This window comes from Microcoleus sp. AS-A8 (assembly GCA_039962225.1).
In the GTDB taxonomy this organism is placed as follows: domain Bacteria; phylum Cyanobacteriota; class Cyanobacteriia; order Cyanobacteriales; family Coleofasciculaceae; genus Allocoleopsis.
This window is the reverse complement of the sequence record JAMPKV010000028.1, coordinates 40,125-65,600: the sequence shown is the minus strand read 5'-3', so window position 1 is coordinate 65,600 and position 25,476 is coordinate 40,125. Positions and strand designations below refer to the sequence as shown.

The window sequence follows — 25,476 nt, the reverse complement described above, 5'->3', positions numbered from 1 at the left end:
CAAGCCAACTTATTCCTGAGTACTCAATGCCAAAAAAGCTTGTTTTGCAGCAGCTTGTTCCGCTGCTTTTTTAGAGCGTCCTTGCCCTTCACCCAATCGCTGGTTTTGCAGCCAGACTTCAGCCGTAAAGCGGTGGTCATCCCCATGTACTAAACTAGTTTCTTTAAGGCGATACTCTGGGCGAAGTTTGTAGTGAGCTTGAGTCCATTCTTGGAGAGCATCTTTATAGTTTAGGCGGGCTGGATCTTGGCGCACTTCGGCGGCTAGTTGCTGCAAGTGAGGGTCTAACCAGGGGCGCACCAGTTTCAATGTATGGGTACTCAAGTAAAGTGCTCCTAACACCGCTTCAAAGGCATCTGCTAAGCGTGATGTTTCTCCCGCCACGTCACTCGCTGCACTGCTAGAAAGGAGTAAGTAACGCTCTAATCCATAAACCCTCGCTAACTGGGCAAGGATGCGATCGCTCACCAGTACCGAACGAATTGCCGCAAATTCACCGACTGAAGCGTTGGGATAGGTTTCAAATAACAATTCTGAGGTAGCAATTCGCACAACGGCGTCACCGACGAACTCTAACTGCTCATAGTTAGCTTTGGCAGAAATGCTTGGGTGTGTTAGTGCCAAGTCAAGCAGCGCCCACTGTACTGGAGCCTGATCCGACAACCCTAATTTTTGCACGAATTGCCGTAGTTGTTTCTGACGGCGAGGGTCTATGAGAGTCATGATTCTAAGATGGAAAACGCTTACTTTGACACTCCAACGGTTAAAACACGTTGGATTCTTGGTTCACGGACTCGCCGTTAGACAGCAGGATGGCTCCAACCGCCCAAGAGGGCAAATCTCCCCAAGCGTAAGTTCCGCTATGCCCTAGCGTACACAGTGCTAATTTCAGGATATTGATGGCAGCATTTACGTCCCTATCTTCAATGAACCCACAATGTGGACAGACATGGGTTCTTGTTGATAGGGATTTTTTAACTTTATTTCCGCACTTAGAGCAGTTTTGACTTGTGTTGTGAGGAGCCACGGCAACCGTAAACTTCCCATACTTAAAGCCAAAATATTCTAGCCACTGGCGGAATGTTGACCATCCAGCATCACTGATTGATTTAGCGAGATGCCGATTTTTCACCAGCCCTTTGACATTCAAGTCTTCATAGGCGACCAAATCGTTAGATTGGATGACGGAGTATGCGACTCGCTTGCAATACTCTTTTCGTTGCCTACTTACTCTTAGATGTTTCCGAGCATATCGGGATCTCGCCTTGTGGTAGTTTTTAGACTGCGGTTTGGCACCCTTGACGAACTTCTTGGATTTCTTCCGGTTAGCACGACTGAGCTGGCGTTCTGACTTGCGATAGAACTGAGGGCAAGGTTCTGTATTGCCAATGTTATCGGCAATGAAGAACTTTAATCCCAAGTCAATTCCAATGGCTTGACCTGTTGGTTCAGTCTCTATCCGTACTTTGACATCAATGGCAAATTGAGCGTAGTATCCATCAGCACGTCGAACTAATCTCACTCGCTTAATCTGATTAATGTCATAGTAATTCAGGTCATAGGTTCCCTTTAACTTAAGAGTTCCTATGTTCTTACCGCCCCGGAAAGTAATTGCTTTCCTATTACCAGAAAGCTTCCAGCCACTAGTTTTGTATTCAACTGAGCGGCAGTGCTTCTTGAATTTTGGAAAACCCTTTTTCCCTTTAACTTTCTTCTTGCAGTTGTCGTAAAACCGAGCAATTGCGCTCCAAGTTCGTTCAGCCGCAGCCTGTCGAGCCATTGAGTTGAGTTCCGACGCAAAAGGAAATTCCGCTGCCAGCACTGCACAGTATTTATTGAGGTCAGCCTTCCCTATCCCTTTGTTGTCCAGCCAGAGCCTTAAACATTTGTTTTGGATGAACTGGGTAGTACGAATCGCTTCGTCTATTGCACGGTATTGCGTTTCTTTCCCTTTGACTTTGAACTCGTATACGATCATGGCTCGACCTAGCTCCACTCTCTTATGCTATCAGGATGCGTATAAGAGTACTGTGAAGTTTTATGTTATGACCTTGAAGTTAAATCTGTGGGTCTGCGTAGGGACGGAGCAGACCCACCTTATATCCCACGCTTTCTCATACATGGGTTTTACGGCGTTTTCTATAAGTGAGTTTAAGCAAGTAGACCTAAGATTTTCAAAAATTTGCTGCCAAATTCATTTTTTCCAAAAACTGTCAAATCGGACTTTGTTACCAATCTTAATAATCCCACAAACGCAAAGCTGTTTAAACAACTATCACTGATAACATCCTCACTAGAGGCATAAAATTTTAAAAATTTTTCTATATTATGAAAGTCAGCTTTATCTAATACATATAAGTAATGTAAGAATTCTTGATGATTGATCTCATTGTTAATATGAGCTACAAAAAACTTAAATAAAGCATCGGCTTTGGCTAATTCGTCGAAGCGATCTAAAGCAATAATTAACTTTTCTTCTAAATTCTTTTTATAATCTTGATTAGCAATTACCCGATCAAACTTATTTTTGAAATTATCGTCAGTACTCTCGAATCCCTTCAGGAAAAGTAGCGTTTTCTCCATAAAAAATTGCTCACGAACTGTCAAAAACGTTGTCATTGCAGAATAATCAGTTTCTCAGATCAACATGTTACTGGTCGGTTGATTCTGAATTGAGCAAGTCAATTCAAAAAGAAATTCCAGGCTTAAGCTAAATACTACTGACATAACCTAAGTTCGTCGTAGAATTCAAGTGGCTCAAGCTGACAAAGCAAACAGCAAGTACAAAAACTGTGGTTAGCGCCATCCGGTTTAGGCTAACTAACGAGTCATGTCGAGATGCAGAAACTCAAAGTGAGAACCTAAAGTCCTGTCCGGAGGTTCAAAAAAGGAGAGAGTCGGGCATAAGCCGGGTTCTGTTCTCCACAGCAGCAAAACTCCTGGGAGGGCAGTTATCTATCTGGGACATCTGTTACCAGATGCCTCTAGCGGTTCTTTTCGGCGGAACTGGGAAAAGACCAACCGTAGTTCCTACGACCTTGCTCCCAACCGGGGTTTACCGAGCCAGCACCTCTCGATGCTGCTGGTGCGCTCTTACCGCACCTTTGCACCCTTACCCTCAACAAAGTATGAAGGGTAAAGTACGAAATCTTAAGTTTCATGCTTCATCCCTCAGACTTGAGAAGGCGGTATGTTTCTGTGGCACTATCCTCACGGTCACCCGCACTGGGCGTTACCCAGCAAGTTTGGCCTTTCGGGAGCCCGGACTTTCCTCAGACTCTACGAGAACGCGAGTCCGCAACTGCCTTCGCCTACTCTCTCCTAATCCAGTCTAATCGCCGTTAGGCATTAGCTGTTAGCTTTTGACAAAGAAAGGAGTGATCGAGTATGGGTTTCGCTTTAGAGAAGAGGTGAGGAGCGAAAGGTTCGTCGATGATTGCGGGAAGTAAAGATGAAAAATTCTCCCATCCTCCTCAAGCTGTGGTTCCACTCGGTTTTTGCCAGTCCATGACTTCGTCAGTTCCGTTTAGGACTTCTTTTTCGGCAGTGGTGTCAAGGCAATGAGCAAGGCTTTTGTCCAGCGTAACTTTTTAGGAATTAGCTTACAATTCACGAAACAGGAACGCTCTCCTGCTCCCGGTTGAGAGATTTTAAAGGATAATCGCAGGGTAAATGGCTCAGATTTTTTAGAGGCTTTTTTGAGCTTTTCTACCTTAAATAAGTTGCCGTTGATGTCTTTGTCATCACTCAACTCTTCGTCAATTTTTTGATTGGCAACAATGATACTGGGAACTTGCTTTTGCGGTATTTCGGCTAGTCCTTTACTGACCCGAATGATGCGACTCACATTTCCTTCATAATTCGTAATAGAACTTTCATCCCAATTGACTCGAATCGTGATCGCAGACTCCTCGGAAGATTTGTTTTTTATACCAATTCTTAGCCTTTTTAAATCATCGAGTTGATAACTGGGCTTGAGCTTTTTAAAGTCGATATCTACTAGATCTTTGATTCCATTATTAGTGAGTTCATCATTCACAAAGGCATTATCTAATTCTAAGGTAATTTGAGTTTCTAAAGATTGATAGGCTTTATAAAATACATAAATAACAATGATGATATAAACCGTAAAAACTAATAAATTACGACTATCCATGACTGGTCAACCTCTGCAAAAATTTACAATTAAAAGTTAAAAATTGCGCTATTTATAAAACACAATCAATAAAAAATACCTTTTTAAATAAATGATATATTGACTTGTTTTCTGAATTTATTCGTATTTCAATCATTGTTAATAGAGTAAAAATTCTTAAACCAACCCCGACGCCAGAAAAAGAAGAATAGAGCCATCGCGATCGTCACCATTATCCCCCAACATACAAAATAGCCACTCTTCATCTTAAGTTCTGGCATGTATTCAAAATTCATACCATAAACTCCAGCAATAAACGTGAGTGGGATAAAAATCGATGACATTACGGTCAAAAATTTCATCACTTCATTCATCTTATTGCTGACTGAAGACAGATAAACATCCATTAGACCTGAAGCTAGTTCGCGATAAGTTTCCACCATATCCATTACTTGGACTGCGTGATCATAACAGTCTCGCAGATATATTGAAACCTCGGAACCAATTAGGTTACTTCCACCACGAATCAAGGTATTAATCGCATCTCGCTGAGGCCAAATTGACCGACGCAATGCCAACAATTCTCGCCTGACTTGGTAGATTTTTTCCAAAGTCTGGGGTGTTGGGTTGAGCATAACCTCATTCTCCAACGCTTCGATGCGCTCACCATAGTCTTCTAGTACGGGGAAAAACCCATCGATTACCGCGTCTAAAAGGGTATAGGCTAAATAATCGGGTCCGGCTTTGCGAACACTGCCTTTGTTGGTGCGAATGCGATCGCGCACAGGGCCAAAGCAATCTCGTTGGGGTTCCTCCTGTACAGTAAGTAAATAATGTTTGCCTAATACAAAACTGACTTGCTCAATCCAAAAGCCATCTCCCTTGTCTTTGAGCATTACCATCTGGGCAATGATTACTAACTGATCATCGTAATCTTCCACTTTCGGGCGTTGAGGTACATTAACCACATCTTCCAGCACAAGGGGATGCAAATCAAATACTTTACCCAATTGCTTTAAGATATCTTCACTACCTAAACCGCTAACATCAACCCAAGAAACTGACTCGGTATCTAGGTAAGATCCACAGTCTTCCGGCCTAGTAAGCTGAATACGAGTAGCACTGGAGTCGTTGTAGTCAATTAAAACAATCTTAGAGGGTGCGGCGTCTTGTCCAATCGTCAGTGTCCCCGGTAAAGTTCCGGGTTTATCGTAGAAGTAATCAAATAAATCTTCTTCTTCTTCTTTTTCTTCGGTTTGTGTAGCTAACTCTAAATCCGGGACACGCCTTTCTCTCATGTGCATCTACCTCCTGTTCATTATTTACTTAATTTTTCATATTAGCGTCATCCAAAACTTTTTTCTATCAATTTAATTTCCTCCTTAAGCCCCTCCGAATGAATCCATCCAACATATCCTACAAATTCACAGTTATTTTCCCTGTCAAAAATATAAACATAATGAATTTTCAAAGGATTGTTACAAAAACGGAGTATTCCGCTACCATCTCTAAACTTTAACTCAGCAAGAGTATTATCTATAAAAGCACGGCGGCTCAGTTGCATCGCATCATTGGTCATGCCAGGTACTTTATGTAATCTAGAAACCACCTTCTGTATCATAGGGGTTTCTAAACCCAGAAGATTATCTGTGACTAAACGAGCTGTTTGCTGACATTGCCAGTAGCCGACATGAGCATCAGCTCCTCCTATCGCCATAGCTGCATCCACTTGACCAACAGTACGGGCAGCTTTTTCGGCTAGGTTAGCATCAGTTGAAATATACTCATCTCGTAAAACTAGATTTTCAAAGGAGTTTAGGTTTAAACTTGAACGCAAAGGATAGGCAACAACATCTGAAGAATGAATAATATTTATCCATCTCAAATGTTCATTTTGATAAGTGTTAGCAAATTGTTTAATCTTGTTTGGGTTAACTTCTAACATAATGTTTAAAAACAAAATGGGCGAACCCATTGTCGTTATACTTTTTAGCTTAACTTTATTCAATTCTCCAGACTCGCTAAAACCATTAAGCATTGAGCGAATATAAATAGCTGGATCTTTTTCTAGAGAACTAAATCTTTCCGAAAATAGAACATCCCACAAGATGACGCTTCCTAGAGAGTGAGTTACTATATGTAGTTCAGTTTCTTCGGGATTATTTTTTATAAACTCATGGAGTTGATCTGCAATAAGTTTTCTAATATAAGTACCACGTTCAGGATTAAAGTAACTAAAAAAATCACCAACAAACTCCGAGAGAAATCCTTCTCTAAATTGTCGGTAGCGAAAGAGATTATCAATATCAGCCTGTTTATATTCTCTCTGGGCTTCTTGTAAGTCTTGATGAATCCAGTTCCAAATCTTGCCGACATCCCTTAATACATCTCCCCAAAAACTAGAGTAAAAATGGGGAAAGGATTTTTTTTGTTGGTCAAACTCTTCCTTAATTAAGTTTTTCAACTTATCTGCATATTTCACATCGTGTGTGGCGACACCATGAATGAAAAATACTAGCATTGTCGGTCAATCAGCCTCTAAAGCTGCCATTGTTTAATCCAGTATTACTACAAAGATCCGTAAACGCAACAAAAAAGCAGCATATCTAAAGAGATAAGCTGCTCTTAAGGATTCTTACCTACAAGGCTGTGGACTACATCATACCCATGCCGCCCATGCCGCCCATGCCGCCCATGCCGCCCATGCCGCCCATGCCGCCCATGCCGCCCATGTCAGGGGCAGCGGCTTTTTTCTCAGGCTTCTCGACAACCAGGGCTTCGGTCGTTAAGACCATACCAGCAATAGAACCAGCATTTTGAAGCGCCGATCGCACAACCTTAGCGGGGTCGATAATGCCCGTTGCAATCAGGTCTTCATATTTGCCAGTGGCAGCATTGTAGCCAATATTGACATCGCTAGTCCGCACCTTCTCAACGATGACGGAACCTTCGACACCTGCGTTATCGGCCATCTGGCGTAGGGGGGCTTCTAATGCCTTGGCGACGATATCCGCGCCGATTTTTTCTTCCTCACCGAGACTCTGTTTGATATCGCCAATTTTCGGAATTAAGCGAATCAACGTGGTACCACCGCCAGGGACGATGCCTTCATCGACTGCTGCTTTTGTCGCATTGAGGGCGTCTTCAATCCGAAGTTTACGGTCTTTGAGTTCGGTTTCAGTGGCAGCCCCGACCTTAATCACGGCAACACCACCAGCAAGTTTGGCGATCCGTTCTTGCAGTTTTTCTTTATCGTATTCTGAGTCGGTTTCTGCCAACTGCTTACGGATTTGAACAATCCGCTTCTGTACGTCTGCCGTATTTTCGTCACCGGAGACGATAGTCGTAGAGTCTTTATCAATGGTGATTTTCCGCGCTGTTCCCAGCATATCCGGGGTCACCGTATCGAGGCTTAAGCCAATTTCTTCAGAAATTAACTGACCGCCAGTGAGTGTGGCAATATCTTGCAGCAGGGCTTTGCGGCGATCGCCAAATCCAGGCGCTTTGATCGCGGCAGCACTCAAGACACCCCGTGCTTTGTTCACTACCAAGGTGGCTAACGCTTCCCCTTCTAAGTCTTCTGCAATAATCAGCAGCGGTTGACCGGCCCGCGCCATCTTTTCCAACACCGGAACCAAGTCCTGGATGCTGCTAATCTTTTTGTCGGTAATCAGGATGCGAGGATTGTCATATTCCACCGTCATCCGTTCTTGATCCGTCACGAAGTAGGGGGAAATATAGCCCCGGTCAATCTGCATCCCTTCCACGACTTCGAGTTCAGTGGAGAGGGATTTAGACTCTTCAACGGTAATAACACCGTCTTTGGTAACTTTCTCCATCGCCTCGGAGATCATCCGACCGACTTCTTCGTCGTTACCCGCAGAAACGGTGGCAACTTGAGCGATCGCACTTCCTTCCACGGGTTTCGCCATGGCCTCAATTTCTTTGACCAAATGCGCGATCGTTTTGTCGATACCCCGACGCACAGCAACAGGATTCGCACCTGCCGCGACGTTCTTGAGACCTTCCCGAATCAGCGCCTGAGCAAGAACCGTAGCTGTTGTAGTACCATCACCCGCAATTTCTTTAGTCCTGGAAGCCACTTCTTGAATGAGTCGAGCACCCGTATTTTCTAAGGGGTCTTCCAGTTCAATTTCTTTAGCAACGGTAATTCCATCGTTGACAATTTGGGGTGCCCCATAGGACTTTTCTAACAGAACATTCCGACCTCTAGGGCCTAAGGTAATGCGGACAGCATCAGCCAGAGCGTTAACGCCCCGCTCTAAAGCTCGTCTTGATTCTTCGTTAAACGAAACGATTTTTGCCATAAGTTTCCTGTGTTTCGTCGTGTCTCCATTAGCCAATTTAGCACTCTACAGGTCTGAGTGCTAAGTTAATGAGGAATTTAAGAGTGACCCAATCCGCATCTGCAACCCCAATCTCTGTTTATCTCCTCTTGTTCCGCACTCTGTGAACTCTGTGCCTGGAGTGGTTGGTTTCACAAAACGAGGTACCCAACCCCAATGAACCATGAACTGCACAAGTAGCAAACACTAGAAACGGGACGCCTGCGGTTGCCTACCGCAAGCGTAACCGTCACAGGCAAAAATTTACCGAATCTAAGCTTTTTGAGTGCCCAGGTAAACGGGTAAGTCCGACAAACGGCTAGGCCATTACCATGCCACCATCAACATTAAACACCTGCCCGGTAATGTAAGCGGCGGCTGGGTCAGCCGCCAAAAACCGAATCATTCCAGCCACTTCTTCGGGTGCACCGTAACGACCTAAGGGGATGTATTTGAGAATTTCATCGGATTTGAGACCACTGGTCATATCTGTGGCAATAAATCCCGGTGCTACAGCATTTACAGTAATGCCACGAGTAGCCAACTCCTTCGCTACCGTTTTGGTAAATCCAATCACACCTGCCTTCGCTGCACTGTAATTCGCCTGACCGGGGTTTCCCATCTGCCCTGCCACCGATGTAATGTTGATAATGCGACCAGACTTCTGCTTGAGCATGACTTTGCTCACAGCTCTAGTACACAAAAAAACGCCAGTTAGGTTTAGGTCAATCACCGCTTGCCAGTCTTCGGGTTTCATTCGCAGAAGTAGGGTGTCACGGGTAATGCCCGCATTGTTAACGAGGATATCAACACGACCCAACTTTTCTAGGGTCTGATTGACGAGGGCATCTACCTGATCGAGCTTAGAAACATCCGCCTGAAGTGCGATCGCATTTCCTCCCATGTCCGTAATTGCCGCCACCACCTCTTCGGCAGCCGGACTAGAAGTGGCATAGTTGACCACTACCTTGGCTCCCTCAGAAGCCAGCGCTAAGGCTGTTGCTCGACCAATACCACGGGAGGCTCCCGTAATAATAGCCACGCGCTCCTGTAACCGTAGTGAAGATGTTGGTAAGTCTTCCATGAAAAATTCCTCTTGATTTTGAAATATCTGCCTGATTCAGCTCTCAGAATTTTGCACTAGAATCGAGCAGAAACCCTAACGAGAGGAATTTTTTTCTATGACGGTTAAGAAGCAGTTCAGTAGCTTTGAAGATTTACTCTCTGGCTCGGATGTACCTGTATTAGTCGATTTTTATGCGACTTGGTGTGGCCCCTGTCAGATGATGGCTCCGATCCTGGATCAAGTCAACGCTCAGCTCAAGGGTCGCTTACAAGTCGTCAAAATTGACTCCGATAAATATCCTCAGCTAGCGTCGCAGTATCAAATTCATGCTTTGCCAACCTTAGTTCTGTTTAAAAACGGTCAGCCGGTAGATCGGATTGAAGGGGTCTTACCGGCTGAGCAGATTCTCTTACGATTACAAGCCTTGGTTTAGAGGTTAGCTGTCTTTTAAACTACTCTCTATCGCCAAATTCCTGAGCCGCCTCCCAGCTTTGATTCAGAGGGCCCAGAAGATTCAGGAGAGTCACACACCCGGTGTAGATTCTTGAGAATCACTCGCAGAAGTAGCCGCCTTATTCTGATCCTGAAGCCGTTTTTCCCGTTTTTTGCGATCGGCCTGAATGGCATCTTCGATCACAAGTCGCACCTGTTCCATTTTTTGCAGGTTGCTGCGGTACAATTCTAGGTCTTTTTGCAACTTCTCTTCAGGGAGGTGTAAGCCATCACTAATTTTCTTTAGAGCCTCAGTCCGCCGCTTTTCGTCCTGAACCAACTCGGAATCCGCTTTTTCGAGGAGTGTATATAGGCCAATCGCAAATAGGCGGCTGTATTTAAATTTAGGATTTTCTGCGATCGCGGCGACTGTGGCATACAAATCCCCTAAAGTATCTTGGGGTCTTGGTGCGCTTAACCAGGAAACTAATTCTTCCCCTGTTACACGCTGTGCCATGGACTCCAGCCATTGGGCATCTTGCTTGTACTGTTCTGGGTTGTTCCCCACCGACTGACACAGGGCATCAAAAATGGAAGCTTTATCTCGTTCCGGTCGGTAGCCCTCCATGAAGCGGTTAAAGGATGTCACAACCCCCAACGCATAGATGGGCTCGTAGTGAAAATCAACATTGACCGATAGCAAATGCATCTCGACCATCAACTCTTCGACCACCCGTCGGAAGATCGAGTTAACAGGGCGGGTGTGATGGTTGTAAAAGTCTCGTTTAGTATCTGAGACTGTGCGAAGGTTATTCACAAAGCAGACTGTAAGGGGGGACGTAAAACTATTGTCTCGCTTAAGGACACGTTTGCCAAGGTGAAGAGAACCAAAAGGGAGGTGATGAGCTACAATCCGGGATCGCAGAGCCTTGAAGCTAGAGCGTGAATAAAACTCTCAATCTTCTACCCTTGAGAGTCGCTCAACGTCTATACTTTCAACCTTCTACCCTGATGACCCATTCTGCTGAATTGATTACCTTAGCACGCTACATGGCGGGTGAATTTGACAATCGACAACAAGCCATCGCCGACCCCGTCTGGTATGTTCACCTCCGCCTGTGGCTGCGACCGGTACCCTTGTTTACCGAAGACAGCCTGACCTTATTTGCTGAACAGGCTAATATTGTTAACCTCGATCAACCCTACCGTCCACGCATTCTGAGGCTGTATCCCAACCCAACGACACCAGCCTCTTTACAAGTGCAGTTTTATATGCTTAAGAACCCAGACGCGATCCGAGGTGCTGGTCGTAATCCAGAATTATTAAAGCAGCTCACAACTGCACAAATTGAGTTTTTACCGGGCTGTACTCTTAGCGTGAAACAGCGTCTAGTTTCTCCTAATGCTTATGAATTCTCAGCGTTCTCAGCAACGAATACGCCCTGTAGTTTTAGCTATCAAGGCAAAGATTACCAAATTTCCCTAGGATTTGAGGCTACACCTGAGGAATTTCGCAGCTATGACAAAGGCATTGACCCAGCGACCGGAAAAGCCACATGGGGAGCCTTACTCGGTCCTTTCTGCTTCACCAAACGTCAAGATTTTGCCCACGAGTTACCGCTCTAAAGAGTTACAGGTTGGCAGGAAAAGTCAGTTGCAGGTTTCAGCCAACCTTCAACCTTCTAACTATCAATCTTCTAACCTTTTACCCTCAACCCTTTCAAGTGGCCATGCTCCGGGGAACTCCTTCCAAGGCTTCTTCCTCCGTTTCAAAGATTTCAAACACGGAGTCCATCATGGTGACCTCAAAGACCAGTTTGGCTTCTGGATGCACGTTACAAATACGGAAACTCCCTTTCACTTTGTCAGCATCTCGCATTCCTGCGACTAGGGACGTTAAACCGGAACTATCAATGAAGTTAACCTGACTCAGATTAACAATCACATGACGGCTAAGTTTAGAAATACACTCTTGCAACTTCAAACGAAATTGCCAAGCCGTAGTGATGTCCAAGCGTCCGACAGGTGCTAAAACAATAACAGTTGTACCATCTTTGGTGGTGTGTGTTTTCTGGTCAATATGAATCATCAATACCTCCTTGCAGCAGCAGCCCCCCTTGAAGCTCAAGAGGAGCAACATTTGGTTGCGGACTTGGTGCCTGAATTAAACTTGGAAAACTCAGTTGAAACAACGCTCAACCTTGTTACGTGCGACAAATACTCACCTCACGTTAGTTTAACTCAGATATCTTCAATCATGAGGTTAAAGGCGTCCAGTTAGACCAGTCTTGGGGCTTGAGAAATATCTCGTACAACTCAGCTTCAGGGGTATTCGGTTCAGGTTTGTAGCTGTATTCCCAACGCACTAAGGGGGGTAGAGACATAAGGATGGACTCCGTGCGCCCGTTCGTTTGTAGACCAAAGATGGTACCCCGGTCATAGACCAAATTAAATTCTACATAGCGACCCCGGCGATAAAGCTGGAAGTTCCGCTCTCTGTCGCCATACTCTAGCCCTTGACGGCGCTCAACAATGGGCACATAAGCGGGTAAAAAGGATGACGAGCATTCCTGGATAAAGGCAAATAAATCTTCCCATCTGCGTGGCGCTAAAGCCCCCAATCGGTCACTATAAATGGCCGCGGGACTATCTTTGTGAGGACCACGATACAGTTGACCTGTTCCATCTTGATAGTCAAAGAAGAGTCCGCCAACACCCCGCGTTTCTTGGCGGTGTTTTAAATAAAAGTACTCATCACACCAGCGCTTGAATACAGGATAATACTCCGAGTGGTGATTATCACAAGCTCCTTTGAGGGTGCGATGGAAATGAGCCGCGTCTTCGGCAAAGGGATAATAAGGAGTTAAATCGGCTCCTCCTCCAAACCACCAGACCGGACCCGCTTCAAAATAACGATAATTCAGGTGAACTGTGGGGATATAGGGATTGCGAGGGTGCAACACCATGGACGTACCAGTTGCAAAAAAGCCATGTCCAGCCGCCTCTGGACGCTGAGCCAGGATAGAGGGAGGGAGTTGCTCACCCCAAACCTCGGAAAAGTTAACTCCACCCTGCTCAAATACAGCACCATCGCGGATGACACGGGAACGACCACCGCCACCCTCTTCTCGATCCCAGACATCTTCCTGAAATTGGCTAGCCCCATCTAGCTTTTCTAAAGCCTGACAAATTGTATCTTGGAGCTGTAGCATCAACTGCTTGACTCGTTCTCTGGAGTCAGCAGGTGGTAAAGAAGGCGAAACCTGAGGAGTAGTCGTTGCGTCCGTCTGAAAAGCTGTCATAATCTCAATTCAATGGAGTTAACCCAAAATAGTTCACCCAAAAGCGGGTAGCCCCTGATGGGCATCGTGATGGTTTGACTTTACTTAGACTATCTCGGATTGGTTCTTTTAAAGATATGCAGTCTTCCTGATTTAGTGTCTGGTTACAAACCTTAAACAAAGACGAACCTTAATTGTCTTTCAAGATTTGCGCTCATATCCTAAGTAAGGGGATTTTACCCGCAACACCATTTGCTTAGAATGAGAGGTTGGCCTGAGCGTTCGTTGGAGGAGGTATCTGGTGATTCTCAATTTTTCCTTCAAATTAATTGCTGGTCGAGAGGGGATTTGGTGCAAGTTCGCGCTTTTTAGAACCTATCGGGCCTTAAGTACTGCTCCTGTAGACGTTCTGTGGCAAAAAATCATCAATTTAGCGGATGTTTCTTGGCATCCTTTACTATCTAGTACCAATGCTCCAAGCGGGTTAATTGCTAAACCAGGAATTATTTATCAGGTGGTCACTCGTTTAATCCCGATTCCAGTCCGAATTTTTGTTGAGCGTGTTCGACCGGGTGAATTACTCAGTGTGCGTGTGCTGGCAATCCCAGGCGTGGAAAAACTGGTAACTTACCAAATTGAATCCACCGTTTGCGGGACTTATGTATCCTATTCGGTGACGCTACGAGGCTGGTTGTCCCCTTTAATTTGGTGGTTCATTCGCCCTTATGCAGCGCGAGTGGCCTCTGAATTAGCACAAGCCGCCGAACAGATAGCCGCTTTGTAGAAGAAATCCCTACTCCGGCTTCTGAACTGAAGTTAAACCTAATTTGGCTCACAGTCCTGATTCACCCGCGAAACGTCTGAAACCTCTATAACTCTCACCGGGTTCAGCTCATGGCGATTACGTGATACGTAACGGCGACGTGGCTGTACCTCTCATTGCCTCATCAATTACCCGATACTGTAAGCTACAATTATTAAGAAATCTTTAGCAGAATTTTTTACCCCTGCCTACTCATTCTGTGACGCTTCTATGGCTCTTCCTATTCGTAACGTTGCTATCATTGCCCACGTCGATCACGGCAAAACCACTCTTGTTGATGCCCTTCTCAAACAATCTGGCATTTTCCGCGAAGGGGAAGACGTTCCAGACTGCGTCATGGACTCCAACGATTTAGAGCGGGAACGGGGCATTACAATTCTTTCCAAAAACACCGCCGTTCGCTACAAAGAAACATTAATCAACATTGTTGATACCCCCGGTCACGCTGACTTTGGTGGTGAGGTTGAGCGAGTGTTGGGGATGGTGGATGGCTGCATTCTCATTGTGGATGCCAATGAAGGGCCAATGCCTCAGACCCGGTTCGTGCTGAAAAAAGCCTTGGAAAAGGGACTGCGCCCCATTGTGGTCGTCAATAAAATTGACCGACCCCAAGCTGACCCCCACGGTGCCGTTGATAAAGTCTTAGACCTGTTCCTAGAATTAGGTGCAGACGATGACCAGTGTGAGTTTCCCTATCTGTTTGCCTCAGGGCTAGAAGGCTACGCCAAAGAAGATTTGGACGCCCAAGGCGTGGATATGCAACCTATGTTTGAGGCTATCTTACGTCATGTCCCCCCACCTGTTGGGGATGTCACTAAGCCCTTACAACTACAAGTGACCACCCTCGACTACTCTGAATATGTCGGTCGGATCGTGATTGGTCGCATCCACAATGGCACGATCAAAGCGGGTCAGCAAGCCGCTCTTGTAACAGAAACAGGAGCAGTTGTCAAGGGGAAAATTACCAAACTGATGGGCTTTGAAGGACTCAAGCGCATCGACCTCGAAGAAGCCTCAGCCGGGAACATCGTCGCTGTTGCTGGGTTTGCCAATGCCAACATTGGGGAAACGATTACTTGCCCCAATGAACCGCAAGCCTTACCGCTGATTAAGGTGGATGAGCCAACCTTGCAGATGACCTTCTCGGTAAATGATTCGCCGTTTGCGGGTCAGGAAGGGGATTTTGTGACCTCGCGGCAATTGCGCGATCGCTTGATTCGAGAATTGGAAACCAACGTCGCCCTGCGCGTCGAAGAAACCGACTCTCCCGATAAATTCCTGGTTTCGGGTCGCGGTGAACTGCACTTGGGTATCCTCATCGAAACCATGCGTCGTGAGGGGTATGAGTTTCAGGTTTCCCAGCCCCAAGTGATCTACCGAGAAGTCAGTGGTCAACCCTGCGAACCTTATGAGCTGTTGGTGCTAGATGTACCTGAAGCGGCTGTGGGCGGCTGTATTGAACGCCTCGGTCAGCGCAAGGGCGAAATGCAGGACATGCAGGTTGGTGGCAATAGTCGCACTCAACTAGAGTTTGTGATTCCAGCGCGGGGTTTAATTGGATTCCGAGGTGAGTTCATGCGCCTGACACGGGGTGAGGGCATCATGAATCACAGCTTCCTGGATTATCGTCCTTTCTCCGGTGATGTTGAAACCCGCCGCAATGGGGTGATCATCTCCTTTGAGGAAGGAGTGGCAACCTTCTACGCGATGAAGAACGGGGAAGACCGGGGAGTGTTCTTTATTACACCGGGTACCAAGGTGTACAAGGGCATGATTGTTGGAGAACACAACCGCCCTCAAGACCTGGATCTGAATGTTTGTAAGACCAAGCAGCTAACGAACCACCGTTCTGCGACGGGGGATGAACTCGTGCAGTTGCAAGCGCCGATGGAAATGAGTTTAGAGCGTGCGCTGGAATACATCGGATCGGATGAACTGGTGGAAGTCACACCGAAGTCGGTGCGCTTGCGGAAGGTGACCAAAAAACTGGTGAAGCGTTAACGCTTTGATTAAGCCATAGTCGTCCGCAGGTTGAATCCAAAGGCGATATCAACAAATTTTTGGGGGAGGGTGATTGCACTCTCCCCCAATTGTTATTTTGGCCCCTTCTTCCCTTCTGCCATCTGCCTCCTGCCTCCTCGTATGAGATCCGGTGCCTTTCTTGTAATCTTGGGCAGGAAAGGGAGTAATTACAAATTCCCCGAAACTACACCTGACTTAACATCTTGTAAATCAGCACGGCGACTGAACAGTTTGAAATAAAGACCAACAAAAAATTGTTTGATCGGAAACGTCACAAAGGTTAAAGGATTAATCGTAACGATAATATTCCGCACATCTCGAACCGCCAGATTGACAATTTGCTTTGCTACCCAATCTCCTGACATCACCCCAATCGGATTGAGATTACTCTTAAATGGCCCTAAAATCAGTTTTCGCACCACACAGGGCGCATCCAGACGCCGCAGGGTTACCAAGTCTCCTAGTGCCCGTTTGCTGAGTTCGTACAGGGGACTAAACGCAGGAGAGGCTTCGGCTTCTGAGGTATTCACCCAAACTTCTTTGGTTGCCATCTCTTCGTTGGTGCGGACAGTGCTAAAAAACAGTTCCATTAACCGCCAACTGGAAAAGGTATTAATTTCATAAGATTGTGCGATCGCATCTGCCGTCCTCTCCCCATGCACGTTAATTCCGTGATTAAGAATCAGAATATCTACAGTTTCCAAAATGGCTGCCAAGTCAGATTCTTGTCCTACCTGCCAAGTCATTGTTTTGACGGGCAGATTTTCACCTTTCACGGTTAGGCTAACAGATTGCTCCCTAGAGGTAAGAGCCATAACTTTCGCCCCACGTTCATGAAGAGTAGCCAGAAGTGCTCGCCCCAGAGTTCCAGATGCTCCAGTCACCGCCACGGTTTTACCTTTAAGCGAAAGAGCTGTTCCCATGAGCTGATCCACTAACGTCAACGTACCGCAATAGTAAGCCTTTTGGTTATCAAAGTGATGTCGCCAGTGATAGGTGCGATTGACGAACCAACGAGACGGTGGAGTCAGAAATTGTCCGGGACGGTGGGTGACATCGGTTAATTCCTCAGCCCATTTAATCCCACTTCCCCGTGCGATGGCACTGAATAAAAAGCTAAGTGTATAAAGACAACCCAATAAAGCCGCCCAATGCTGCTCTGGTGCGAAGGTATAGGCAACCCCCCACAGCAATAACCCCAACAGCAACATGACTAGGGCTTCTGGCACGTCATTGCGCCAATGCGCTTCCCGATAAATCGTGTCACTGACAGCCGTTAAATCCGGACGAAAAACGCGGTGATGCCACACATGTAGCCGATACAGAGGAGTCCAATAATGAGCCAAGAGGTGGTAAAAGTCTCGCACTACTTCTGCCCACAAGACAGAACCCAGTCCCCACGCTGTCATCGCCATCAACGAAGTCACCATACTCAAATCTCACACACCTTTAGTGACCACTTCACTACAAAACGTCTCAAAAAATTAAAGTATGCCCATCAAAGTATAAGAAATTTAATAATCTCAGATACAATGAAGCTGCAAGTAGTGCTTATTACAGTCCTATTTTCTCCCGATTGCCTACGGCACCAGCTATCTTCGTAGCGGTAGCCATAGCGCAGCGTTAGCGAAGAATGAGCGTCCTCTCGGCGTGATACTAGCTAATCGCTGTCTGAATGCGAAAGTGGCGGAGTATGGTGTTATCTCCTAACCTAGTTTCTTAATGATTGTTGATAAGTATGGGGAGTGAACCCTCGTAAATTATGCCGGAGAATTACTGGTCAGAAGATGAGTCTGGTAGTGAACTAGACCCGATTAGCTCACTGTTATCGGATTTCGAGGAGGAAGAATTTGAAAATGACTTCTTCTTTCAAGGGCTAGAAGGACGCCGACAGAAAGCGGCTGTGGTACTCACCTTCCTATGGGGAGGAATTATCTTACTTCATTTAGTGTCCTGGGGTTCTTACTTAATTTGGGGCTTAACAGCGCTATTAGGGATTCAGGCGGTACGGTTCTTGTTCGCTCGACCCCGAAAGACGCCTGAACCACTCTGGGATGATGCTCAGGCAAATTTACCGTTTGTGTCTCTCCTCGTGGCAGCCAAAAATGAAGAGGCTGTGATCACGAATCTCGTCAAAATGCTGTGTAATTTAGATTACCCTAAAAGTCGTTATGAAGTCTGGGTAATCGACGATTACAGCACTGATAAAACACCTGCCTTATTAGACCAGTTAGCGACAGAATACACCCAGTTGAAAGTTTTGCATCGGAGTGAGGGGGCCGGGGGCGGCAAATCAGGCGCACTCAATCAGGTTTTGCCCCTCACCAAGGGCGAGATTGTTGGGGTATTTGATGCCGATGCTAGGGTACCGAAAGATGTATTGCGGGGTATGCTGCCCTTATTTGGCAAGCCGCAAGTCGGTGCTGTGCAGGTTCGGAAAGCGATCGCGAATGCTTCGGTAAATTTCTGGACACGAGGGCAGATGGCCGAAATGGCTCTCGATACCTTTATCCAACAGCAGCGCATCGCCATTGGTGGCATAGGAGAATTGCGGGGTAACGGTCAATTTGTGCGTCGAGCCGCTTTAGAGCGTTGCGGGGGTTGGAACGAACAAACCATCACGGACGACTTGGATTTGACCATTCGCTTGCACTTGGACAAGTGGGATATCCAGTTTCTGGACTTCCCGCCTGTGGAAGAAGAAGGTGTGACAACAGCCGTAGCGCTGTGGCATCAGCGCAACCGTTGGGGAGAAGGAGGATATCAGCGCTATCTAGACTACTGGCGATTGATTGTTAGTAATCGGATGGGCACATTAAAAACACTGGATTTGTTCTCGTTCATGATTATCCAGTACCTGTTGCCAGCAGCAGCCTTACCCGATTTTTTAATGGCTCTGGCTCGTCACAATCCACCGGTTCTTACCCCTCTGAGCGGATTGGCTCTCACGCTGCCCGCGATCGGAATGTTCGTTGGACTGTTACGCACCAAACGTAACGAACCCTTTAATATTTCGACCGGGTTAGTTACCCTCTTGCAGACACTACGCGGCACCTTTTACATGTTTCACTGGATGCTCGTGATTGGCGGGATGACAGCGCGAATTTCTGTGCGCCCCAAGCGGCTTAAATGGGTGAAAACAGTACATCAAGGTACTGACGAAGAAACCTTGGAGTTTGAAGCGAATCGCTAGAATTTTGATTTAAAATTGACAGTCCCCGTCCTTACTCTTGTTGAGGGCGGGGATGATTTCTAGCGATATTCAATGGCTATTCTAGAACGGAATATCTTCGTCTTCATCCCATTGCAACTCCTCCAACCGCTTCGAGATTTGGGAATTTTGGAGGGCTGTTAACTCGCCCTCTTGCCACTGGTAATGAGTGGATCTTTGAATTAAACGAGTTTTATCCTGATCATCTTCTTGTGTTTGCTCTACCGCTAGAGGCTGAGTCGCCTTTTCTATAGCGTCCTCGAATTCCCAGGACTGAATACTTGCAGGTTCACGCTTGCTGGAATCATCACTTAAATCGACAATATCTCCCTCAAAAAATAACTTGAGGTTTCCCAGCGCTTTCTCAATTTCTCCCGCATCTACATCTATAGGTTCGACTGAGAGCGGCTGTGGAGATTCAATGGATGGTAAAGGCGCAGGAGCCTCTGTTGTGACATTACGGTGATGCTCTTGATGAATGGGGAAATTTGCTTTTTCCAAGAGGGCAGTATTTTCGGTTTTGGCATAAACTTCAGCGACTCTTTCTCCCTCTGGGAGTACCGATAATACCTGCCTTGCTATTTGGTTAGAGGTTTCGTTGGTAATACGTTGGCTAACCGTAACTTGTGATGTTGGCTCAATGATAGGTTGAACACTTGGTTTATCAGCAGCCGCTGTGGTGTTAGGATTCATTGCCTTCGTTTGTAGGCTTACCTTCACCTTGGATTTGTAAACCGCTTTAAACGCGGCTTCAATGTTCGGTAATTTTGTTTGAGCTAGCTCCAATAGAGGCAGTGAACTAACGCCAACATGGGCAATTGACCCCTCAAAGCTTAACAAGTGACAATGCTGACGTAATAAGGCTTGTGTAGCAAAGGGTTGAAGTACTGAAAGTACCTTTTGCCAGATTTCCTCGACATTAGAAGAAGAGGCGATCGCCTCTGGGGTGGGCTTTGAGGCATTGGCTTCCCACGACTGTGCAGAATCTGTAAAATTCTCAGTAGATGCGTTTGTCGTAGCGGTTTGAACCGAGGTTGAGGCTATCTCTCCCCTCTGTTCAGTTGTCGGATTTTGAGATAAAGAAGATGGTGCGTTAACAACCGAATTTGAGGGAGTCGATGGATCAGGAGGTGGTGTCTCGCTGTGAGGGAATGGGGAAGGCACTTGGCTGGAAGCCGAGTGACGTGAGGCACTGGATGATGAAGATTCGCGAGAGGTTTGAGGCTCCTGTCTGCTCACGGCTGGCGTCTGGAACACAGGGGGGCTGGCGACAGGGACAGGATTCGCAGATTTCAGTAAGCCTAATAGGGTAACTTCTAACCACAAGCGCGGTTGAGTGGTATTTTTGATTTGAGCTTCACTGTTTTTAAGATGCTGTTGACCTTGCAAAATCGTGGAGACATCGATGCCTTGTACAAACTCACGCAGTTGAGTCCAAGTTGGGGGCGTTACGGCAACTAAGTCATTACGATTAGGAGCAGTTTTAGCAATGAGTAAATCTCGATAAAAACCCGCCAGATTTTGTAGGACAATCAGAGGCTCCCGTCCTTTATCCATCAGGTGGCGGCAATGGTCGAGAACCGCTTCTGAATTGTCGGAGGCTAGAGCTTTGGTGAGTGCCATCAAATCTCGTTCTGGCACGGCTCCCACCAAATCCCAGACTTGCTCTACTGCCACGCGTGCAGGCAACAAACTGAGCTGATCCAGGAGACTTTCGGCATCTCGGAGTCCCCCTTGAGCCACTTGTGCGACTAAGGTTAAGGCTTCAGGAGTAATATCGATGTTTTCTAGGGACGCAATATGCCGCAAATGCCCCACCATGGACTCCAAGGGGATACGGCGAAAATCGAACCGTTGGCAGCGTGAGATAATGGTTGGCAGCACGCGCTGAGGGTCAGTTGTGGCTAGCACAAATACGACATGCTTGGGTGGCTCCTCTAGCGTCTTCAGCAAGGCATTGAACGCGGCGGTGCTGAGCATGTGACATTCGTCTACCACATACACTTTGTAGCGACATTGAACGGGTGCAAATTGGGCACGTTCGATAATCTCTCGAATGTTATCGACGCCCGTGTTACTCGCGGCGTCAATTTCAATCACATCGAGGGCGGCACCTGAGGCGATACTCTTGCAGACGTCACAATGACCACAAGGTGACTCTGTCGGCTTATCTTGTTTTAAACAGTTGAGGGATTTTGCCAGAATGCGGGCACTAGACGTTTTACCCGTACCTCTGGGGCCACTAAACAGATAAGCTGGGGCAATTCGTTCGGTCAGGATGGCGTTGGTGAGGGTCGTCGCGATCGCCTCTTGCCCCACCAAATTAGCAAAAGTTTGAGGGCGATACTTGTGGTGTAAGGGTTCGTAACTCACGAGGCTATCCGGGCGGGAGGGGGAGGGGAAGGGTTGTGTCTGTTGTCTGAGTGACACCCCAGCAAATGCCATCTTAGATGAATAGTCGGCTTAAATGTTGCGGCTTTTTGTTACCATATAATTGTGTTTTTGGCAAGAAATACGACAAATCCTCGATCCTCGGTGACCGAAGCGATTGAACTCACCGAGTATCCATTCCTCATCCTGCGGTTGAGCATGGGCGGAGTCGTTCATTAAGCAATTAAACGGATTGCTGGATCAGGGACTTGGCGGAGAATAAATACTTGGAGTCAAATGCAATTATCATCTGATCAAACACAAAGGTATCGTCGGAGAGAATCTTAAAACTTACAACTCAAAACACATGCCTTCTACTCGCCAAATTAAATGTTTTTACACCGATGGCGCTTGCGCTGGCAACCCTGGCCCCGGCGGATGGGGTACTGTAGTTTATTTTACCGATGGCTCCGTTTATGAAATGGGCGGCGGGGCTGCTCAAACCACAAACAACCGAATGGAAATGCAAGCGGCCATTCAGGCGTTGAAGGTTCTCAAGGCATCGGCTCAAACCGAAGCCGTCATCCTCTACACCGATAGCGAATATGTCAAGAATGGCATCACCAAATGGGTTAAAGGCTGGAAAAAGAAAGGCTGGAAGACAGCACAGGGAAAAGCTGTTTTAAATCAAGATTTGTGGGAAACTCTTGATGAGCTGAATTCTCCCTTGGTGGAGTGGCAGTATGTTCGGGGGCACAGTGGCAACGAGGGCAATGAGCGTTGTGATACAATCGCTCGTGCTTTTTCTGTTGGTAAGCCCTTGGTACTCGATCAGGCGTTTGACCTGAGTACTCCACCCTCCAATCACTCAAACTCCAACTCACCTGTAGCAGGAGTATCAGATTCAAACGTTGTTTCTAAGTTAGCTTACGAGACTATACAAATGAGCCTTCCCTCCTCTGAAGTAGCCATGATGGATTCACCTGTTTCTTCCCCTGCTGGTGCAATTGAAGACTTACCTCGCGAGGTGAGAGTTGCTCAACTCCGTAACTTGGTGGAAACTCTCCACATCGCTGATGAGATAGCCCGCCAAGGCTACCTGATTAGCAGTTCTGAACTGGCTGACTTAATGGACGTTAATGCCAGTGCCGTGACCAGTCGCGGCGACCACTGGCCTTGGCGAAATTGGATTGTGTCACGAGTCCGACGTGAGGGCAATCAAATTCTTTGGCAGCTTGAACGAGTGGATCAAGTGAATACAGCAGATGATGAAGGTTAGAAGCTAGAAGGTTGGAAGGTTGAAAGTCCTAATTGGCTCGCCTGGCTAATCGCTCAACCTGTTCCTTGCCAAGCGGCTAACCTTCAACGCTACACGCTGTAACTCCGCCCCCGCCAAGAGGTCGGTCTTTGGATCGCGGACAAGAAAATTCGCCAGACGGCTAAGGGATCGGCCACGGGGGAAAGCCAGAAGAGCCAGGAGGCGGCTGATACCTGAGAGCGGTCATAAGAAGGAGCGATCGCAAACAGCAAAGCAAAGCGAATCAACAACAAGAAGAGGTTTAATCCAGCCGCTGCTGTTACTGAGGGTGAGGAAATTCCCAATCCTAGGCTACTTAATAAAATCAAAGAGGCTGGAAGTGGCAGACCCTGAACACTCACTAAAAGCCACAAATCGCTCCACACCTGACTCATGGAAGAGGCATCTTTGAGGTCAAGACTGCGTCCCCACTCTTTCCAGGTTTCTTTGGCTCCCTCATACATCCGCACCTTCACTACCTTGGCTCCATCGAGAAACCCGACCTTAAACCCACAAGAGGCGACATAACGAGCCAGGGTGACATCATCGCAAAAAGACCCCTTAGCGCTTGTATAGCCCTCCAGCTGGGCTAAGACTTCGCGGCGACACAGGAAACACTGTCCGTTGGCCATCACCCGTTCCGCCGAGTCACTATTAATCCCAGTTGGCCCAAATCGGTAAACTAAGGTAATCAAGAGCGCGGGTTGGAGCCACCACTCCCCTGGATACTTGAGGATAAATTGCGGTGAAAGGGAAACTAAGTCGAACTTTTCCGCTTCAGCCTTCTGGATTAGACCCGCAACCAATCCCGGTCTGGGCTGGGTATCGGCATCCATGCCCAGAAACCACTGACTATGAGGGGAAGTGTGTAAGAATCCCGTGTGTAAGGCCCAGGGACGCCCTACCCAATCAGTGGGTAAGGGGTCATCGTTGATTAGGCGAAATCGTGGGTCTTTTTCTTGGGCATTCTTGACCAGTTCAGGTGTACCATCGGTCGAGCGACTATCGACAACGATGATTTCTCGAACTTCATAACTTTGCTGACTCAGTCCCACTAAACAGGGCGTCAGGCGATCGCGTTCATTGAGAGTGGGAACGACCACACTCACCGCACCCAGTTGCTCGGGAGTGGTTGTTTGAGCAACGATCGGAGGGCGACGCCCTGGCCCTTTGCTCAGGCGGGAGAGCAGGAGGAAGGCAGCAGGTGCCTGAATGAGTAACAGCGCTGATGCTAAGAATCCTGCTGTAGGCAGTGAAAGTAGCGCCGTTGAATGGCTGACTAAAGCGATAACCCAACTCACTTAGGCAGAACTCCCACGGATGCCACAGGGACTTTCCTCGTTTGGATCTGAGCGAGTTCAGTATTCTCAGTTGAGTCTCCTGTGATGGGTGTGGATGCAGATAAAGCGATCCACCATAAAATCACAGCAGGCAGGACACCGAAAAGAACCGTCAACAGGACTGGAATCCACAGCCCAACACCACACACGGTCAGAACAGCGCTAAACGCAATGTTACTGATATAAACTACCAGCGGAAATCCTAACTGCTGACGGGATAAGTTAATCGGCGTTTTCTTCCAGGACAAAGCGGCTACCGTCATAAACAGACCACCCGTTGCCAGCCAACCGGCAAAATTTCGGTAGGGGGTGCCAAAAAAGGAACCGATATCTCCGAAGTGCCAAAAAGGAAAAGCGGTTTGGCTCATCGCTGGGTCGAGGGCAAAGTCCCAGGATGTGAGGAGAATGGCTCCTAAGACGACGCTCAATATAGAGCGCAACCAGACCCCATTTGCCGTTTTTAGACTGGCGTCGATGCCAGCACGAGCGAGTAAATAACAAACAAACCCCATATAAAACCAGGAGAAGGGAATCGTGAAAGGAACCAGTCCAGCCACTTTGTAACCCAAACCACTTAAGTAGCCATATTCTCCAAAGGGGAAGCCGGTACTGGTGCCTAGCAATTCACTCCCCAAGGAGAGAATCATCGCCGGAATCATGAACGTCAGCCATTGCTGTAGCCCCAGGGTTCGGTAGGCATAAATCGCCACAGCAGCGGCACCCAGAAGGATATTGATCACCCCGCCCCCAGACATAGACCACGCAAACGTTTTCTGCCCAATAAGACCTAAGCCTGCAATCACATCAGGATGAGGGACGACCAGCAGTAATCCTGCCAGTCCAAAGACCATTGCGAAAATATGACCAATCAGGAAGTAGCGCTCAAGTTTGACAAGTTGCTTCATTAGAAACTCCTAACACAGTGAAGCCCGGTTGTGCTTTTCCGGAGAGTGACCACCGCCGTGGGAAGGCGGCAAGAAAATTTTTGTGAGCAGATAGTTGTTTATTAGTTTACAAATGTTTACGATAAAATCCTCGTTTAACCCCGATGTCCTTTAAATTTTGTGAACTCACCTCGTAATCATACTCACATCCTCAGGGATGAGAATGAATAGGAGCAATACAATATAAAGCAAGCCTTAAAAGTCGGAAA

At 47.0% G+C, this 25,476-nt stretch carries 21 protein-coding genes and 1 other RNA gene; 6 read left to right on the top strand and 16 right to left on the bottom strand.

Going from position 1 to position 25,476, the window contains the following annotated elements; all coding sequences use genetic code 11:
• Window positions 1-9 precede the first annotated feature (9 nt).
• The 9 genes from rnc to fabG form a co-directional block, all read right to left on the bottom strand.
• On the bottom strand, window positions 10-723 hold the full coding sequence (gene rnc, locus NDI48_27715; protein ID MEP0834954.1) for a ribonuclease III: 714 nt from the start codon (window positions 721-723) through the stop codon (window positions 10-12).
• Window positions 724-763: 40 nt separating this feature from the next.
• Window positions 764-1,978, bottom strand: coding sequence for a transposase (locus NDI48_27710; protein MEP0834953.1), 1,215 nt, complete (start codon window positions 1,976-1,978; stop codon window positions 764-766).
• A gap of 173 nt (window positions 1,979-2,151) precedes the next feature.
• A complete protein-coding gene (locus NDI48_27705; GenBank protein ID MEP0834952.1) occupies window positions 2,152-2,619 on the bottom strand; it encodes a hypothetical protein in 468 nt (155 codons plus the stop codon).
• 270 nt (window positions 2,620-2,889) lie between these two features.
• Window positions 2,890-3,318, bottom strand: an RNA gene (rnpB, locus tag NDI48_27700) — RNase P RNA component class A.
• A 208-nt stretch (window positions 3,319-3,526) separates the two neighbouring features.
• Entirely contained in the window at window positions 3,527-4,156 is a 630-nt protein-coding gene (locus NDI48_27695; GenBank protein MEP0834951.1) for a hypothetical protein, read from the bottom strand.
• Between the two features lie 128 nt (window positions 4,157-4,284).
• The gene (gene corA, locus NDI48_27690; protein ID MEP0834950.1) at window positions 4,285-5,433 is read right to left on the bottom strand and encodes a magnesium/cobalt transporter CorA; all 1,149 of its coding nucleotides are present in this window, start codon (window positions 5,431-5,433) and stop codon (window positions 4,285-4,287) included.
• Window positions 5,434-5,480: 47 nt separating this feature from the next.
• Complete coding sequence (locus NDI48_27685) at window positions 5,481-6,656, bottom strand: hypothetical protein (protein ID MEP0834949.1); 1,176 nt, start codon at window positions 6,654-6,656, stop codon at window positions 5,481-5,483.
• Window positions 6,657-6,789: 133 nt separating this feature from the next.
• Window positions 6,790-8,463 carry a chaperonin GroEL gene (groL, locus tag NDI48_27680; GenBank protein ID MEP0834948.1) on the bottom strand — a complete coding sequence of 558 codons (1,674 nt, stop codon included), beginning with the start codon at window positions 8,461-8,463 and terminating at the stop codon, window positions 6,790-6,792.
• Window positions 8,464-8,800: 337 nt separating this feature from the next.
• On the bottom strand, window positions 8,801-9,565 hold the full coding sequence (gene fabG, locus NDI48_27675) for a 3-oxoacyl-[acyl-carrier-protein] reductase (GenBank protein MEP0834947.1): 765 nt from the start codon (window positions 9,563-9,565) through the stop codon (window positions 8,801-8,803).
• A gap of 97 nt (window positions 9,566-9,662) precedes the next feature.
• Here fabG and trxA point away from each other — a divergent pair, with 97 nt between their 5' ends.
• Window positions 9,663-9,980: a thioredoxin gene (gene trxA, locus NDI48_27670; protein ID MEP0834946.1), complete on the top strand. Its 318-nt coding sequence runs from the start codon at window positions 9,663-9,665 to the stop codon at window positions 9,978-9,980.
• A gap of 90 nt (window positions 9,981-10,070) precedes the next feature.
• Here the strand turns inward: trxA and psb29 are convergent, their stop codons facing one another.
• Entirely contained in the window at window positions 10,071-10,796 is a 726-nt protein-coding gene (gene psb29, locus NDI48_27665; GenBank protein ID MEP0834945.1) for a photosystem II biogenesis protein Psp29, read from the bottom strand.
• Between the two features lie 194 nt (window positions 10,797-10,990).
• On the opposite strand from psb29, the gene NDI48_27660 reads away from it, so the two are divergent.
• Window positions 10,991-11,605, top strand: coding sequence for a chromophore lyase CpcT/CpeT (locus tag NDI48_27660; GenBank protein MEP0834944.1), 615 nt, complete (start codon window positions 10,991-10,993; stop codon window positions 11,603-11,605).
• A gap of 94 nt (window positions 11,606-11,699) precedes the next feature.
• Here the strand turns inward: NDI48_27660 and NDI48_27655 are convergent, their stop codons facing one another.
• Window positions 11,700-12,068: an STAS domain-containing protein gene (locus NDI48_27655; GenBank protein MEP0834943.1), complete on the bottom strand. Its 369-nt coding sequence runs from the start codon at window positions 12,066-12,068 to the stop codon at window positions 11,700-11,702.
• Window positions 12,069-12,234: 166 nt separating this feature from the next.
• Window positions 12,235-13,281, bottom strand: coding sequence for an oxygen-dependent coproporphyrinogen oxidase (gene hemF / locus NDI48_27650; GenBank protein MEP0834942.1), 1,047 nt, complete (start codon window positions 13,279-13,281; stop codon window positions 12,235-12,237).
• 280 nt (window positions 13,282-13,561) lie between these two features.
• On the opposite strand from hemF, the gene NDI48_27645 reads away from it, so the two are divergent.
• Both NDI48_27645 and typA read left to right on the top strand, forming a co-directional pair.
• Window positions 13,562-14,044 (top strand): SRPBCC family protein, encoded by a 483-nt coding sequence (locus tag NDI48_27645; GenBank protein MEP0834941.1) that lies wholly within the window; start codon window positions 13,562-13,564, stop codon window positions 14,042-14,044.
• 249 nt (window positions 14,045-14,293) lie between these two features.
• Window positions 14,294-16,084, top strand: a complete 1,791-nt coding sequence (gene typA, locus NDI48_27640; protein MEP0834940.1) for a translational GTPase TypA — start codon at window positions 14,294-14,296, stop codon at window positions 16,082-16,084.
• Window positions 16,085-16,272: 188 nt separating this feature from the next.
• Here the strand turns inward: typA and NDI48_27635 are convergent, their stop codons facing one another.
• Entirely contained in the window at window positions 16,273-17,535 is a 1,263-nt protein-coding gene (locus tag NDI48_27635) for a bifunctional sterol desaturase/short chain dehydrogenase (protein ID MEP0834939.1), read from the bottom strand.
• Window positions 17,536-17,867: 332 nt separating this feature from the next.
• On the opposite strand from NDI48_27635, the gene NDI48_27630 reads away from it, so the two are divergent.
• Entirely contained in the window at window positions 17,868-19,298 is a 1,431-nt protein-coding gene (locus NDI48_27630; GenBank protein MEP0834938.1) for a glycosyltransferase family 2 protein, read from the top strand.
• 81 nt (window positions 19,299-19,379) lie between these two features.
• Here the strand turns inward: NDI48_27630 and NDI48_27625 are convergent, their stop codons facing one another.
• A complete protein-coding gene (locus NDI48_27625; GenBank protein ID MEP0834937.1) occupies window positions 19,380-21,689 on the bottom strand; it encodes a DNA polymerase III subunit gamma/tau in 2,310 nt (769 codons plus the stop codon).
• A gap of 364 nt (window positions 21,690-22,053) precedes the next feature.
• Between NDI48_27625 and rnhA the strand changes: the two genes are divergently transcribed.
• Window positions 22,054-22,965, top strand: a complete 912-nt coding sequence (gene rnhA, locus NDI48_27620; protein MEP0834936.1) for a ribonuclease HI — start codon at window positions 22,054-22,056, stop codon at window positions 22,963-22,965.
• 89 nt (window positions 22,966-23,054) lie between these two features.
• On the opposite strand, the gene NDI48_27615 is transcribed toward rnhA, so the two are convergent.
• Both NDI48_27615 and NDI48_27610 read right to left on the bottom strand, forming a co-directional pair.
• Window positions 23,055-24,284 (bottom strand): glycosyltransferase, encoded by a 1,230-nt coding sequence (locus tag NDI48_27615; GenBank protein ID MEP0834935.1) that lies wholly within the window; start codon window positions 24,282-24,284, stop codon window positions 23,055-23,057.
• Complete coding sequence (locus NDI48_27610; protein MEP0834934.1) at window positions 24,281-25,228, bottom strand: carotenoid biosynthesis protein; 948 nt, start codon at window positions 25,226-25,228, stop codon at window positions 24,281-24,283. The genes NDI48_27615 and NDI48_27610 overlap by 4 nt, the downstream gene beginning before the upstream one ends.
• Window positions 25,229-25,476 lie beyond the last annotated feature (248 nt).